The sequence below is a fragment of the Streptomyces sp. NPDC059695 genome (genome assembly GCF_042733785.1).
GTDB lineage: Bacteria > Actinomycetota > Actinomycetes > Streptomycetales > Streptomycetaceae > Streptomyces.
In genome coordinates, this window is record NZ_JBHWFF010000024.1 from 81,886 (window position 1) to 95,857 (window position 13,972).

Here is a 13,972-nt window from a genome sequence, read left to right on the forward strand (position 1 = left end):
AGGCGGGGGGCGGGTGGGCGACAGCGGGGTGGCCCCACCACCCCTTTAACACGGGGGCCAGGTTTTACGGGCTTCGCTATTGCCCACCCCCCCCCCGGGGGGGGGGGGGGCCCTTCTCGCACGTCCGGCTCAGGCGTCGAGGACCTGGCCCTCGCGCTTCACGACGGGCGGCTCGACCGACCAGGGGAAGTTGATCCACTCGTCGGTCTTCTTCCACACGTACTCGCACTTCACGAGGGAGTGGGACTTCTCGTAGATGACGGCGGAGCGGACCTCGGCGACGTGGTCGACGCAGAAGTCGTGGACGAGCTTGAGCGTCTTGCCGGTGTCGGCGACGTCGTCGGTGATGAGCACCTTCTTGTCGCTGAAGTCGATCGCGTCCGGCACGGGCGCCAGCATGACCGGCATCTCCAGGGTGGTCCCGACGCCGGTGTAGAACTCCACGTTCACGAGGTGGATGTTCTTGCAGTCCAGGGCGTAGGCCAGACCGCCGGCGACGAAGACGCCGCCGCGGGCGATGGAGAGCACGATGTCGGGCTCGTAGCCGTCGTCGGCGATGGTCTGCGCCAGCTCGCGGACGGCGGTCCCGAAGCCCTCGTAGGTCAGGTTCTCGCGTACGTCACTCATGCCTGCGACCGCCTCACACCTGGGTCCGATGGAAGTTCATGTAGGAGCGGGAGGCCGTCGGCCCCCGCTGGCCCTGGTACCGGGAGCCGTAGCGCTCGCTCCCGTACGGGAACTCGGCGGGCGAGCTCAGCTTGAACATGCACAGCTGGCCGATCTTCATCCCCGGCCAGAGCTTGATCGGCAGGGTGGCGAGGTTCGACAGCTCCAGGGTCACGTGCCCGGAGAAACCGGGGTCGATGAAGCCCGCGGTGGAGTGCGTGACGAGTCCGAGGCGCCCGAGGGAACTCTTCCCCTCGAGACGCGACGCGATGTCGTCCGGCAGGGTGATGACCTCGTAGGTCGAGGCGAGCACGAACTCGCCCGGGTGCAGGATGAACGCCTCGTCGCCCTCCGGCTCGACCTCGCGCGTCAGGTCGAGCTGCTCGACGGCGGGGTCGATGTGCGGGTAGCGGTGGTTCTCGAACACCCGGAAGAAGCGGTCAAGCCTCACGTCGATGCTCGAGGGCTGCACCATGGATTCGTCGTACGGGTCGATGCGCACCCGTCCGGCATCGATCTCGGCCCGGATGTCCTTGTCTGAGAGAAGCACGCCCCCACGATACGCAGAGGGCGCGGACCTGCCCCAATCGGCAGGGGCCCGCGCCCCGGCCCTCACCGCTCAGCGCCGCCCGGCCTCCACCGGCACCGCGTTCCGCAACCGCGCACACCGCGGACACCGGATGAGCCGCCCGGGCCCGATCCGCCCGGCACCGAGCTGCTGAAGCGGGAACGAAGCGGTACTGAACACATGCCCTTCGGCACAACGGACGACGGTGCGCTCCATCGAAGCCATCAAGTCCCTTCCCCTACACATGCGGTGGACGATCAGCCACATTAGGGGATGAAGGGGGCACCCTCCACACGGCACTCCGCACACGCCGAACGCGCGAAGTTCGCCTCAAGTGGCGCATGGGGTACAGTGTGCAACGATGCGGCAGGGATCATCCGGCCGTTGTGCGGATGTAGTTTAATGGTAGAACATGAGCTTCCCAAGCTTATAGCGCGGGTTCGATTCCCGTCATCCGCTCGTGATCGAAGGCCCAGGTCTCTGACCTGGGCCTTCTTCATGGTCCGGTACCGCCGGTTACGGGGCGCCTCTGGCTGTTCGGCCGTGGGGCACGCAGGCCACCGCGCCCCCAGGCCACATGACCTGGGGGTGCTGGGCCACGGAGCTGGAACGGGTCGCCGCGGCCATCACGTCACCGGTCAGGACAGCGTCTTGTACATCTGCCAGCCGCCACCGATCTTCGCCCGCGCGGAGAACCTGCCCACGCCGGTGCCGTTGTAGCGCCACAGCACTCCAGCCGTGTCCCGGGCGACCAGGTCCGCCCTGCCGTCGCCGGTGATGTCACCGACGCCCACGAGCGCGTTGTAGGTCTGCCAGCCGGTGCCGACCTTCACACGGCCGCCCAGCGTGCCCCTGCCGCTGCCGTAGTACCGCCACAGGACACCGGCGGCGTCGCGGGCCAGCAGGTCACCGGCCTTGTCGCCGTTCAGATCGCCGGTGCCGACGATCGAGTTGTAGATCTGCCAGCCGCCGCCCAGCTTCACACGTCCCTTGAACTTCCCCGCGCCGTCGGCGGCGTACATCCACAACTCGCCGGCCGGGGTCCGTGCGAGGAGATCCGTCCGGCCGTCGCCGGTCAGATCACCGGGCGCGGTCAGCATGTTGTACATCTGCCAGCCCGACCCGATCGTCAGCCGGGTCCCACCGGTCGAGAAGGCCTTCCCGCAACTTCCGTCGTATCGGGTCAGCACACCCGCGGAACTGCGCACGAGCACGTCATTGCACCGGTCGCCCGACAGGTCCCCGAACGGCACGACCATCGACGTCGCCGGCCATCCGGTCGCCGAGGCCCCCGTCCCGAGCCCACCGGTCCCCGTACCCGAACGCACGGTCAGTGCCCCGGCCGAGGTCAGCGCGAGCAGGTCACCCTTGCCGTCACCGCTGAAATCACGCCATGCGGGAAGCGGCTTGGGGGCCGGAGCGCCACCGGTCACAGTCACCGAACCGCTCACCGTCAGATCGGCGCCGACCCCGTCGGCGGGCTTGGCGGTCAGGGTCCAGTTGTATGAACCGTTGTGCACGACCTGTCCCGAGGCGTTCTTTCCGTCCCAAGCGGCATTGATGCGGCCGCGTGCCTCGGCGCCGGAGACAGTGCGGACCACGGTCCCGGCTACGGACTCCTTCAGCGACAGGTTCCATGGGCCGGTGGGCTTGGAGGTCCACCAGGTGCCCGACCAATGCGGGGCCTGGGCGGCCAGGTCGAGCGTCGTGCCGCTGACGGCGGAGTCGATCACGTTGACGGCCGGAGCGGGAACCCCCGTGCCGACGATGCGGGCGCGCTGATCGTCACCCGCGTAGGCGACCTGGCCACCGAAGCGGTCCACGGTCCAGCCCCCGCCGGACCAGTTGTTCGGCCCGAGGTCGGCGGCGCTCACCAGAACGCGCTGGGGCACGGTGGCGCCGCTGGCGGGAAGTCCGGCGTGCAGGTCATAGAGCCGCAGGCCCTCGTCCTTGACCTGCCGGACGAGGTAGCCGTCGCCGAGCAGGACGTTGCGGATGTTGCGCCCCGGTACGGGCATGGTCCGCTTGGTCAGGCGGTCGTAGACGCCCGACCCCTTCTCAGGTCCCCACTCGCTGTCCTCGCAGGACCAGTACACCCAGCGTCCCGCAGCCTGGAGGCTGGTCGGAACGCATGCGTTGGGCGTGGTAAAGGACGCGCCGGCGGCACCGGACGGCAGAGCCTTGGACGTGATCTTCGGACTGTCCTTGGTGACGCTCCACAGGGTGGAACCCCACAGCGCGGCCAGGGCGTAGTCAGTCCGTTCCAGGACGGTCCCGCCTCCAGGCTCCTTGAACTCCACGACGGACGGCGAGTCACCGGGAACGCCGCTGACGACCACACCGAACCGGCCGGAGAGGTCGTCCAGCCGCTCCCTGCCTGCGTCGACGCGCGGGCCCCAGCCGCTCTCGCCGTTCTTGTAGAGCAGCGCGTATCCCTGGTCGCTGACATCCATCTGTCCGTGGAAGCCGTCGCCGCTCGCCCACATGCGCACACAACGCTGCGCGGAATCCATGGAACAGCCCCCGCCGCCGATGCTCAGCAGCGCGTCCACGGTCGTGCGGACCGGCTGTGGCCGCCCTGCGGAACTCAGCCAGGTGCTCCGGTACACGCCGTAATAGTCGCCGGGCTGGAAGTAGGTGCTGTTCTCGGCCGTGGTGAGGATGCCGCTGCCCAGGGAGAGGCCGTAGATACGGGCGGGCATGGGGTCGACGGTCCGGAGGCGGCGAGCCTCCACCCCGCCGTCGGCGGTCGGTACGAGGCGGTGCACGGCCCAGTCGATGTCGCCCTTCCAGTCCGCTGTCCTGGCTCCGGCGACGAGTGCGGTGCCGTCGGGCGCAAGGACGACCTGCGCGTAGGCCCGTTGCAGCACAGGCGGAGCCAGGCCCTCGTCCTCCCCCGGAAGGCTCCACAACTCTGAACCCCGGTACTCGTTGTTGCCTGCATTCTGCGGCTGGACCGCCAAAACAGCCGTGCCGACAGGGACAATGGTCGCGTTGTACGAAACGGCGCCGGGGTTGACGGTCCGGATCACGGTGTCCGGAGCGGCACGGTCCAGGAGGTCGCTCCCACTCCGCAGGATCGTCCCGGCGCCGAGCCGAAAGCCGTCCACCTTCCACGGCTGGCCGGGAACCGGACGATCGGGGAGCGGCTTCGCCACCCCGTCCGCAAGGTCCACGATCCTCCAGCGCGCCCATCCGTCCTTGGCCGGCTCCGAGTACCGAAGGATGAGCGACTTCGCGTCGGCGTCCTCCACCCTGCTCAGCACAGACCCCTCGGGGAAGCCGGTGACCGGCGTGTCCGTCACCTTGCCGGCCTCGTACCGCAACAAGTGGTAGCCGGTGGGCGCGCCCGCCTCACCCGCGCGGGTCAGGACGGTGTCACCGAACGTTCCTTCGTACGCCTGCCCCTCGGGCAGCACGATGTCGGCGAACACAGCGCCCGCGCCCTTCTGGAGCGTCACGTGCGGTGCGGGTCCGGCGGAGTAGAGGGCGACGGTGTCCGAGCCGTCGCCGTAGTAGCCGTCGCCCCCGAGAGGCAGCCGCTGTCGATAGTCCCAGTAGCCGTTCACGAAGTCGTAGCGCGGCTTTTCAGGCAGAGTGGCGGCGAGAGGTGTCGCCGAGCCGGTCGCATAGTCGATCCACAGCAGGCGGTCGTCGTCTTCCTGCGCCAGCAGGTAGCCGGTCTCCCCCGCGTTGAGAATCGAGGTGGCACGCGGCGAGAAGCGCGGGGCCGCAGGCAGCACGGTCACGTCCGAAGCCGAGTCGGCGAACGCCGGCGGAGCCGTGATTCCCGAGGCCGACGCTGTCAGCATCGCCAGCGCCAACACAAGAGCGGCACGGGTGTGGCCGTTTCCGCGCAGCCGGGCATTGCTCGTACGAGCCAAAGTGAGGTCCCTCCCCAGGGCATAGGGCTTGAGGCGCACGGCATCGGCTCATCCAGCCGAGCGAGTACAGGCGAGAAAGGCCCCCCAGCCGCACCGCCCCATGCAAATGCCGCGATGCTAACAGCAGCCCCACCAGCATCAACAGGAAACTTCGAACCCGTTCAAGAAGCAGTGCTGTGCAGCCACCGGTCGCCGTCCGCGGGGCGTGTGGGAGCGCACCTGAAGGCCCTGGCACGTCTTTGATGGCGAGGGCCGGCCGGCACACGATCCTGCGGCCGGTCGAAGCGCTCCGAAACACATGCGCGGATCCCGCGGGTGATCGCAAGGGCCGGAGCACCGGGGCTCCTGGCAGACCGCCCATCCGACGCTATTACACGAAGGCCCTGATCAGAGAGCAGGGCCTTCGTCGATGTCCGGACCTCTCACCTCCGGCGTGCCATTCGGCTGGTCAGAGGAGCGGGCCCAACCCGGTCATGTGGGCACCAGGGGGCTCAGTGACGGGAAACGGGGTCTTCCACTGGCCTGTGCCGTAGTAGAACCTCATGTATGTGAGGGAGTTGGAGCTATCGCTATCGGGGGCGGTGACCAGATCGCTCCAACCGTCACCGTCGAGGTCCCCCGGGCCGACGACCTTGTACCCGGCCCAGCCGCCGCCGATCCGTACCCGGGGCGCGAACGTGCCGTCGCCCTTCCCCAGGTAGAGCCACAACACGCCGGATCTGTCGCGGGCGACCAGGTCACCGGCGGGGGCGCCGGCAAGGTTGCCAGTGGCGGTCAGCTGGTTGTAGACGCCCCAGCCGCCGCCGACTCTCTTGCGAACGGCGAAAGTGCCGTCGCCCTTGCCGGGGTAGAGCCACAGCACGCCGGTCTTGTCCGTGGCGAGGAGGTCGTTTCGGCCATCGCCGGTCAGGTCGGAGCCGCTGGTGAGCTTGTCGTAGATGTTCCACCCACCGCCGACACGCTTGCGGGGGGTGAGGGTGCCGTTGTCCTTGCCCTCATACGACCAGAGGACGCCATACTTGTCGCGGGCGACGAGACCAGTGGTGGCGGGGACGATCCGGTCGTACACGTTCCAGCCGCCGCCGATCCCCGTTCGGCGCGGCGTCTTGTCGTACGTCATGTGTCGAAGCTGGCCGACGTCGTAGAGGGACAGAACGCCGGTCGAGGAGCGGCTGAAGACGTCCGGTGAGCCGTTGCCGTCGAAGTCGTGCAGGCGGGGCGCGCGGGTGGCGGTGAACGAGCCGGTGCGCTCGACGGCCGGGCCGATGCCGTTGGCGGGCTCGGCACTCATCGTCCACAAGTACGCGCCCCGGTACGCCGGGAACTTGTCGAGGAGGCCGTCCCAGTCCAGGCGGAAGTCCGTCGTGCCCGTCACGGGCGCCCAGGCCGTGACGGTGCCGGACACGCCCGTGGCGGTGTGGACCAGCTTCAGGGTGACGTGTGCGTTGGAGCGGCTGAGCGTCCAGGCGGCCGGCACCTTCCCATCGGCCCGGTCGAGGTCGACCACGCCGGACGGCGCCAGGGGCTCGGACAGGGCGGTGAGGGCGGTGGGGACTCCGGTGGTCGCCAGGACGGACACGGTCGGCCGACCGTCGTTCGCGTCGGGTGTGATCCGGTACAGCCCCTCGCCGTGCTCGATCGTGCCGCCGGTCGCGATCAGACCGCCGTCAGCGGTCGGAACGACGGAAGTGGCGTGCGCGAGAAGCTGGATGGTCTCGCCCGTCATCAGCGATTGGGCGGTCAGCCCGGGCAGACCGGACGGGCGCAGGGCGGTAAGGGCACCGGGGTCGCTGTACACGGCCCAGTCGCCCGCGAGGCCGAGCTTCAGCGTGGTCTCGTTCGCCCTCTCCCCCCACTTGCTGCGGCTGACCTCCTGGGAGCCTCGCCGTGTCACGGCCAGGACGGCCTTTCCCTCGGCATCCCGCTCCTGCCAGACCACGTGCGTCTGCGACCCGCTGATGGGACGGAGGACGTTCTTGTTGTTCAGGATGTCGTACGTCGCCGTCATCGAGGCCGAGGCGAGGTCCACGACGGCCAGCCGCTGCTGCCATATCCCGTCCGTGACATCGGCGCCGCGGAGCAGCAACGTGTCCGGGTCCGAGTTCTCCGCGGCCCACCACGCCATGCCCTCCGGCAGGCCGGTCACCGTCCGATCCACGACCCGGCCCTGGTCGTCCTTGTCGAGCAGGTGCAACTCCTGCCGGTTGTCCACGCGCTTGGAGGCGACGAGCGTGGTCCCTTGGTACCGGAGGGCGCCGTAGACCCCGCCGAGGTCGTAGGAGACCAGCTCCTCGCCCGTGGCCATGTCGAGGAAGGTGCGCGTGGTGCCGTCGGTCCGGACGACGGTATCCGTGCCCGGGTTCGCCTCGTACGGCCCGCCGGGCAGCAGGGTCCGGGTGCCGTCGTACCGCGTCCACGTGTAGACGTCGGTCTCGCCATCCTTGTGACGCGTCAGGAAGCCCGTGGGCCCGCCGGAGAGAGCGACCGTGCCGGGCGGCACGGAGATCGCCTGCTGCTGGGTCGTGGCGGATGCCGAGACCGCCGGGCCGGCCGCGAGGGCCGGGGCGGTCAGGACGCCGGCCGTCACAGCGAGGGCCACGGCGGCGACGGCGAGGTGCCGACCGGCGGGGCTGAGGTGGTTCAAGGGAAGTCCTCCCGGGCACTGTGGTCGTGGCGCCTCCAGGGGCCACGACCACAGCGACTCGTGACAGCCGTTCAGGGTTGTACGGCCGTTCGGAAGCCGGAACCAAGTTCGTCAGGTCGGTTCGGGCCAAAGCGCCATCGTGCCGAGTCCCGGCCTCGCACGCTCCGAGCACGTGTGCGGGGCGATCAGACTTCGATGGCCCGGTCGAGGGCGCCTGGGCTGTTGTCGCTCGAGGTCGGGAAGCGTTGGCGGACCGAGGAGGAGTCCCGTCGCCTCCGCCCCGCGGCAATACCGCGTGCCACAACGTGCCAGTAGAGGCGGTAAACAGCGGTCGACAAGGGGGCAGGCGGAGCACTCAGAACGGAGCCAGGGCCAGACGTTCACGCAGGTCAGAGGCCATACGCAGGCGCAAGTACCGGGTGATTCCCAAGCTTATAGCGCGGGTTCGATTCCCGTCATCCGCTCTCGAACGAAGCCCCAGGTCAGCGACCTGGGGCTTTTTCTTCTCGGCGGGACTCTTCTCCGCTGCGCGGGCGCATACTGGCAGCAATGACAAAGTCGAGTGCACCGAAGCGCTTTTTGCCCACCAGCCCCTTCAAAGCCCCGGTCGCGCTGCCTCCCAAGCAGTTCGCCGTAGGCGACAAGGTCACACACGACGTGCACGGCCTCGGCCGGGTCGTCGGCGTCGAGGACGGGATCGCGACGGTCGTGGATTTCGGCTCGGCGCAAGAGCGGATCCTGAGTCCGTACGCCAAGATGAGCAAGCTGTAGGACTGCCGTGCCCGGTCACGGCACACCAGATCCGTTCATGGACCCCCAATGAAGAGGACCCCTCTCATCGACCTGACCTCGCCGTTCTCTGCTCCGGAAGGGGTTTCCCCCTGTGCCGCTGCAGCATCACCGCATCCCACCACAAATCCCTTCCAGGCACCCGACTTCGGGAAGATCGAAGCCTTCCCGTTCGACGAGGACGCGCAAGCGTCAGCCTCTTGCACGAGTGCGGATCGACGCGAGGCAGGCTAGCTCCCACGCGTGACGACGGCTTCGGCATCGGGCCACGAGGCGTATCCGATTCCGTCTCCGTCCACGGCGTGCGCCGACCAGCTCCGTGCGGGTGTCGGACGGGAAGCTCAGCGGCGGGCAGGCCGACCCGGATCGCGGCCATGGCCGGCTCGTCGGTGCTGGTGTCGACGCAGATCGTTTCCAGGCTCTGGCAACGTGCCCCAGCCGTGCCCTTCAGGGCGGTGAACAGCGGTCGACACGGGCGTCTCGGGACCGCCGAGGAATGCCATGCCAATCAGCGTTTCCGCAGGTCAGACCACTGCTGATCGAGACGGGCGTCGGTGATTCCCAAGCTCATGGCGCGGGTTCGATTCCCGTCATCCGCTCGTGAACGAAGGCCCCGGTCAGCGACCGGGGCCTTCGTCGTCGTTCTCGGAGCCCGCTGCTCACCGGCACTCGTCGCCCCTGCGGTGCGTCGGGTCGGGGGCGCACAGCCAGCCGTTGACGGCGAAGCGGCTGTCTCCGTGCTGCCCTCCGGGGCACACGACCGGTCGCACCTCGTGCCAGGCGGTGGGAAGGAAGAACACGATGCTGTCGTGCTCGGGCTCCCAGTCCCGCCAGGTACGTTCCTCCCACGCTCCGGTCGTCTCGGTGTGCAGCGGCAGGGCGGCGTCGAAGACGCGCAGCTCGCCGCCGTCGAACGGCCGGGGCGTGCGGTGCAGGTAGTACACGAACGTGAGCAGACGGCGGGGTGAGTACGCGGCGCTGGTGTCCTGGTGCGGCCCGTAGAAGTCCCCGTCGTTGTGCACGTTGAGACCGTAACTGGGCTCGGTGTGGCGGCAGTCGATTCCCAGCGTGTGCTCGACTGCCTCCCGGACGTCGTCGATGGCCGCCAGCAGCTCGGACGCCTGGAAGTCGTGGCACGACCGGGACGTGCGCAGGGCGGGGGCCAGCTCCCGGTCCCGGACCAGGGAAGGCCTGAGCCGGTCGCCCGTGGAGGCGATGGCACGCTCCAGCAGGAGGCCGGCCGTCCGCTCGCCCAGGAACCCGGTGATGCGGCAGACCGTCACCGGAAGACGCCAGATCGCATCCGTGGACACCGGCGACAGACCGTGCGCCGTCATCGCCCCGCCTCGGACGGAGTCGTGGTCACGGCCTCGCGCAGCCGGGCGACTTCGGCCCTGAGCTCCTCCACGTGGCGTTGGAGCGCCTGGATGCAGACCAGGGCCACGCCGAGGCCGTCGACGACGGGGATCCTGGTGTCGTCCCGGTTGAATCCGAAAGCGGCGTGCCAGTCCTGGGCCATGGGCCCGAGGTGACGGACGCCCTCGGGCTCCCAGAGGTAGCGCCAGGTGCTGACCGGCAGCGCGGCCACGGCATCCAGGACGGCGAAGCCGTTGACCGCGCCGACCGGGGCCATGCCGACGGTGTCTCGTGGACCTGCCGCGGAAGGGTCCGGAGAAGCGTCGTCGGCCGCCCGGGCCCGCCTGCTGAGGTTCCAGATCCGCATCGTCACCGACTCCAGTCGACCGGGACCACGTCCTGCTTGAGCCCACGGTCGCTGCAGAGCGAGCAGGGCGCGCCCGGCACCCCGGGCCCCTGGTCGGTGCCGACGGTGATCGCCCCGTGGGCCCCGACGGGAGCGTGCACGCCGTCGCCGACGAGCGCGGCTTCGTAGCCGCCGAGCAGCTCCTGAAGGGTTCCGGGACCCAGGTTCTCCGGGGCGGTGATCGAGGCGACACCGTCGTAGTCGGTGAAGGCGGCCCCCAGCGTCCGGCCACCGACGGTGGCGAACACGATCTTCGCCCCCCGGATGGGCTCCCCCGTGACGGCGTCGGAGGCCATCGCGTGGATGTTCTCCAGTTGCATCTGGGTGACGTTCAGAGTCGCCTGGCTGGTCGTGAGCCTGACCGGCTTCAGGCTGGGGCATTCCGCGCCGCTGCACGGAGTGGGCGACGAGGGGGTCGCGGTCGCGGCGACACCGCTTCCCGCCCCCAGCGACGCCAGAGCGGCTGCCATCACCGCAACGGTCCTACGACCGACAGAACCCATGTCCACTCCCTGGGAGCCGCCCGGGCGCGCTCCGAACCGGCGCGGAAGGCCGGGACGGTCCTGGCGCATGCGGCACTCGACCGATGCCGCCCCCGTGGGACGACGCGGACGACCGTAGCCACCACCCGTCCAACATGCGCGTCCGATGAACACAGGTGCGCACCATCTGATGAATCGCCGACGGCACTGTGACGAACGCGGACGATTCATACCGGCCAGCAGGCGCTCACGCGGGGCACGGCAGCGAGCAGGGTGCGGACGGATTCCGATGCCCTGCCGATGCCGCAGGGTCGACCGCCTGTCTTCCGAGGCACTGCGCCCGGAAGACATGAATACCTGCGCTCGCGGCCTGAGAATTTAACGACCACCGCAGGGAGGGTTTTTGTCGGCGGCACACAGGGAGAAATATTCGGCGCACACAGGCGGCGGCGACCTGCTACTGTCGAACTCAGTTGCAGTTTTGGTACCCAAAAACTTCAGCGTCTCCCGCCGGCCGCGTGCCGTGCGGAAGCGCTTTGTATTTCCGGTCATTTTCCGGGCAGGGCATCATCGCGGCGACACGGCGTCCGTACGGTACGGATTCCGTCGTACTGCCCCAAGGAGATATGACATGGCTGCTGGCACCGTGAAGTGGTTCAACGCGGAAAAGGGTTTCGGCTTCATCGAGCAGGACGGTGGCGGCCCCGACGTGTTCGCCCACTACTCGAACATCGCCTCCCAGGGCTTCCGTGAGCTGCAGGAGGGCCAGAAGGTCACCTTCGACATCGCGCAGGGCCAGAAGGGCCCGACGGCCGAGAACATCGTCGCCGCCTGACACTGACGCGCCACACGTAGCTGGGGCCCGCATCCTTCGGGGTGCGGGCCCCAGCTGCACGCATTTCTCGGGTCCTCACCCGAAACCGATCCACCCGCATTTCTTTCACTCGCCCGCCTGCGCGTCGACAGTCGTTCGACCCGATTCAGGGCGCTTGCTTTCGTATTTCATTCGGCCCGTGCCAGTGATTCCCGAAGCCGCTCATACGCTGCCGGAATTCCTCGATACGCGCCGTATCCAGGAAGGTTCTGCATGAACCCCACACGCACGAACAACCGTTCCTCCCGCACCCGCCTCAACGGCGGTCGCGCGTACGGCTCCACCGGAGCCTCGCCCCGGAGCAGCCGCCTCGCCTCGTCCGCGCCGAGCCGTTCGGGCGCTTCGGGCCGCTCCGGCGGCCACGGCCGTCGGCCTGCAGCGGTGCAGGGAGAGTTCGCACCGCCGAAGACGGTCACTCCGGCGCTGCCCGCCGTCGAGACCTTCGTCGACCTGGCGCTGGACCGGCGCCTCCTGGCCACGCTCACCCTGCAGGGTGTGTCCGTACCGTTCCCCATCCAGGGCGCGACCCTGCCGAACTCCCTGGCGGGCCGTGACGTCCTGGGCCGCGGCCGGACCGGCTCGGGCAAGACCCTCGCCTTCGGCCTGGCCCTGCTGGCCCGCACCGCCGGGCAGCTCGCCGAGCCCCGTCAACCGCTGGCCCTGATCCTGGTCCCGACGCGGGAGCTCGCCCAGCAGGTCACCGACGCCCTCACCCCGTACGCCCGCGCTGTGAAGCTGCGCCTGACCAGCGTCGTCGGCGGGATGTCGATCGGCCGGCAGGCGAACGCGCTGCGCGGGGGCGTCGAGGTCGTCGTGGCCACCCCCGGCCGCCTCAAGGACCTCATCGACCGCGGTGACTGCCGACTGGACCGGGTCTCGATCACCGTCCTGGACGAGGCCGACCAGATGGCCGACATGGGTTTCATGCCGCAGGTGACGGCGCTCCTGGACCAGGTCCGTCCCGAGGGACAGCGGATGCTGTTCTCCGCGACGCTGGACCGCAACGTCGACCTCCTGGTCCGCCGCTACCTCACCGACCCCGTCGTCCACTCCGTGGACCCCTCCCAGGGAGCGGTCACGACGATGGAGCATCACGTCCTGCACGTGCACGGCTCCGACAAGCAGCGGCTGACGACGGAGATCGCGGCGCGCGAGGGCCGGGTGATCATGTTCCTGGACACCAAGCACGCCGTGGACCGCCTCACCGAGGACCTTCTGGGCTGCGGCGTCCGGGCCGCGGCCCTGCACGGCGGGAAGTCACAGCCGCAGCGCACCCGCACCCTGGCGCAGTTCAAGACCGGCCACGTCACCGTCCTCGTCGCCACCAACGTCGCCGCGCGCGGCATCCACGTCGACCACCTCGACCTCGTCGTCAACGTCGACCCGCCGACCGACCACAAGGACTACCTCCACCGTGGCGGCCGCACCGCCCGGGCCGGCGAGACCGGCAGCGTCGTCACCCTGGTCACCGCCAACCAGCGGCGCTCCATGACCCGCGTCATGGCCGCCGCCGGGATCGTGCCCCGGACGACCCAGGTCCGCTCCGGCGAGGAGGAGCTCAGCCGGATCACGGGCGCGCGGACCCCCTCCGGGATCCCCGTGACGATCACCGCGCCCCCCGCAGAGCAGCGCAGGCGCGGCGCGGCCCCCCGCAGCCGCCGTGGTCCCGTCGCGGCCGGCCGGCGCGCCGGCGGACGGCGTCCCGTCGTCAGCCCGGCGGCCTGAACACCACGTGATCCGGAATCTGACCCCACTCCTGAGGAGGCACGTCGTGACGCTGGTCCAGATGCAGCCCCGCCCGCCGCGCCCCGCCCCGGCGCGCTCGAGGACGGCCGCCGCCGCGGACACGTCCGGACCGCAGGTCTGCGACGACATGACCGTGGAGGTGGCCCTGGCCGTCATGGCCGGGGCCCGCGCCGGGCACCTGGTCGTCTGCGACAACGACGATCAGCGCACCGGTCTGGTGACCCGGGCCCAGCTCACCACCGTCCGCGACAGCCCGGCCTACACGGACCGGCTCCGGCTGCGCGACATCTCCCCCTGTCGTGGCCTCTCCCAGAACACCGCGCCGACCCGAGCCCGCGACCCCCTCGAGCACGCCTCCGCGATGCCCGGTACCCCGGCAGCGGCCTGACCGTGGCCCCCGGGCGCACATGAGCTGACATTCGGACGGCCGAGAGGGGGCGGGCCGGCCCCCCCCCGGGGGGCCCCCCCCCGCCGGGGGGGGGGGGGGGCCGCGGCGGGGGGGGGGGCGATCGCGGGGCCGGGGCGGCCGGGGGCGCGCGGTGTGGGGGGCGGACGGG

Annotated in this window: 11 protein-coding genes and 1 tRNA gene; 5 read left to right on the top strand and 7 right to left on the bottom strand. The window is 69.8% G+C overall.

The window, feature by feature from the left end; translation table 11 throughout:
• Positions 1–129: 129 nt before the first annotated feature.
• Positions 130–627, bottom strand: a complete 498-nt coding sequence (locus ACFV2S_RS27245; RefSeq protein WP_329854888.1) for a phosphoribosyltransferase — start codon at positions 625–627, stop codon at positions 130–132.
• 13 nt (positions 628–640) lie between these two features.
• A complete protein-coding gene (dcd, locus tag ACFV2S_RS27250) occupies positions 641–1,216 on the bottom strand; it encodes a dCTP deaminase (RefSeq protein ID WP_385564284.1) in 576 nt (191 codons plus the stop codon).
• Positions 1,217–1,622: 406 nt separating this feature from the next.
• On the opposite strand from dcd, the gene ACFV2S_RS27255 reads away from it, so the two are divergent.
• A tRNA-Gly gene (locus ACFV2S_RS27255) sits at positions 1,623–1,693 on the top strand.
• A gap of 179 nt (positions 1,694–1,872) precedes the next feature.
• On the opposite strand, the gene ACFV2S_RS27260 is transcribed toward ACFV2S_RS27255, so the two are convergent.
• Complete coding sequence (locus ACFV2S_RS27260; protein WP_385564287.1) at positions 1,873–4,983, bottom strand: FG-GAP-like repeat-containing protein; 3,111 nt, start codon at positions 4,981–4,983, stop codon at positions 1,873–1,875.
• Positions 4,984–5,566: 583 nt separating this feature from the next.
• Positions 5,567–7,762, bottom strand: coding sequence for an FG-GAP repeat domain-containing protein (locus ACFV2S_RS27265; RefSeq protein WP_385564290.1), 2,196 nt, complete (start codon positions 7,760–7,762; stop codon positions 5,567–5,569).
• Between the two features lie 549 nt (positions 7,763–8,311).
• Here ACFV2S_RS27265 and ACFV2S_RS27270 point away from each other — a divergent pair.
• Positions 8,312–8,533: a hypothetical protein gene (locus ACFV2S_RS27270; RefSeq protein ID WP_385564293.1), complete on the top strand. Its 222-nt coding sequence runs from the start codon at positions 8,312–8,314 to the stop codon at positions 8,531–8,533.
• 677 nt (positions 8,534–9,210) lie between these two features.
• Here the strand turns inward: ACFV2S_RS27270 and ACFV2S_RS27275 are convergent.
• From ACFV2S_RS27275 to ACFV2S_RS27285, 3 genes are all read right to left on the bottom strand, one after another.
• Positions 9,211–9,888, bottom strand: coding sequence for a 2OG-Fe(II) oxygenase (locus ACFV2S_RS27275; RefSeq protein ID WP_385564295.1), 678 nt, complete (start codon positions 9,886–9,888; stop codon positions 9,211–9,213).
• Positions 9,885–10,184: a tail fiber domain-containing protein gene (locus tag ACFV2S_RS27280; protein WP_385564298.1), complete on the bottom strand. Its 300-nt coding sequence runs from the start codon at positions 10,182–10,184 to the stop codon at positions 9,885–9,887. Before ACFV2S_RS27280 ends, ACFV2S_RS27275 begins: the two co-directional genes overlap by 4 nt.
• A gap of 92 nt (positions 10,185–10,276) precedes the next feature.
• Positions 10,277–10,783 (bottom strand): hypothetical protein, encoded by a 507-nt coding sequence (locus ACFV2S_RS27285; protein ID WP_385564301.1) that lies wholly within the window; start codon positions 10,781–10,783, stop codon positions 10,277–10,279.
• Between the two features lie 643 nt (positions 10,784–11,426).
• On the opposite strand from ACFV2S_RS27285, the gene ACFV2S_RS27290 reads away from it, so the two are divergent.
• The 3 genes from ACFV2S_RS27290 to ACFV2S_RS27300 all read left to right on the top strand — a co-directional run bounded on the left by ACFV2S_RS27290 (position 11,427) and on the right by ACFV2S_RS27300 (position 13,803).
• On the top strand, positions 11,427–11,630 hold the full coding sequence (locus ACFV2S_RS27290; RefSeq protein ID WP_189803121.1) for a cold-shock protein: 204 nt from the start codon (positions 11,427–11,429) through the stop codon (positions 11,628–11,630).
• Positions 11,631–11,882: 252 nt separating this feature from the next.
• Entirely contained in the window at positions 11,883–13,394 is a 1,512-nt protein-coding gene (locus ACFV2S_RS27295) for a DEAD/DEAH box helicase (protein WP_385564305.1), read from the top strand.
• 46 nt (positions 13,395–13,440) lie between these two features.
• A complete protein-coding gene (locus ACFV2S_RS27300) occupies positions 13,441–13,803 on the top strand; it encodes a hypothetical protein (protein WP_385564308.1) in 363 nt (120 codons plus the stop codon).
• Positions 13,804–13,972: the final 169 nt, after the last annotated feature.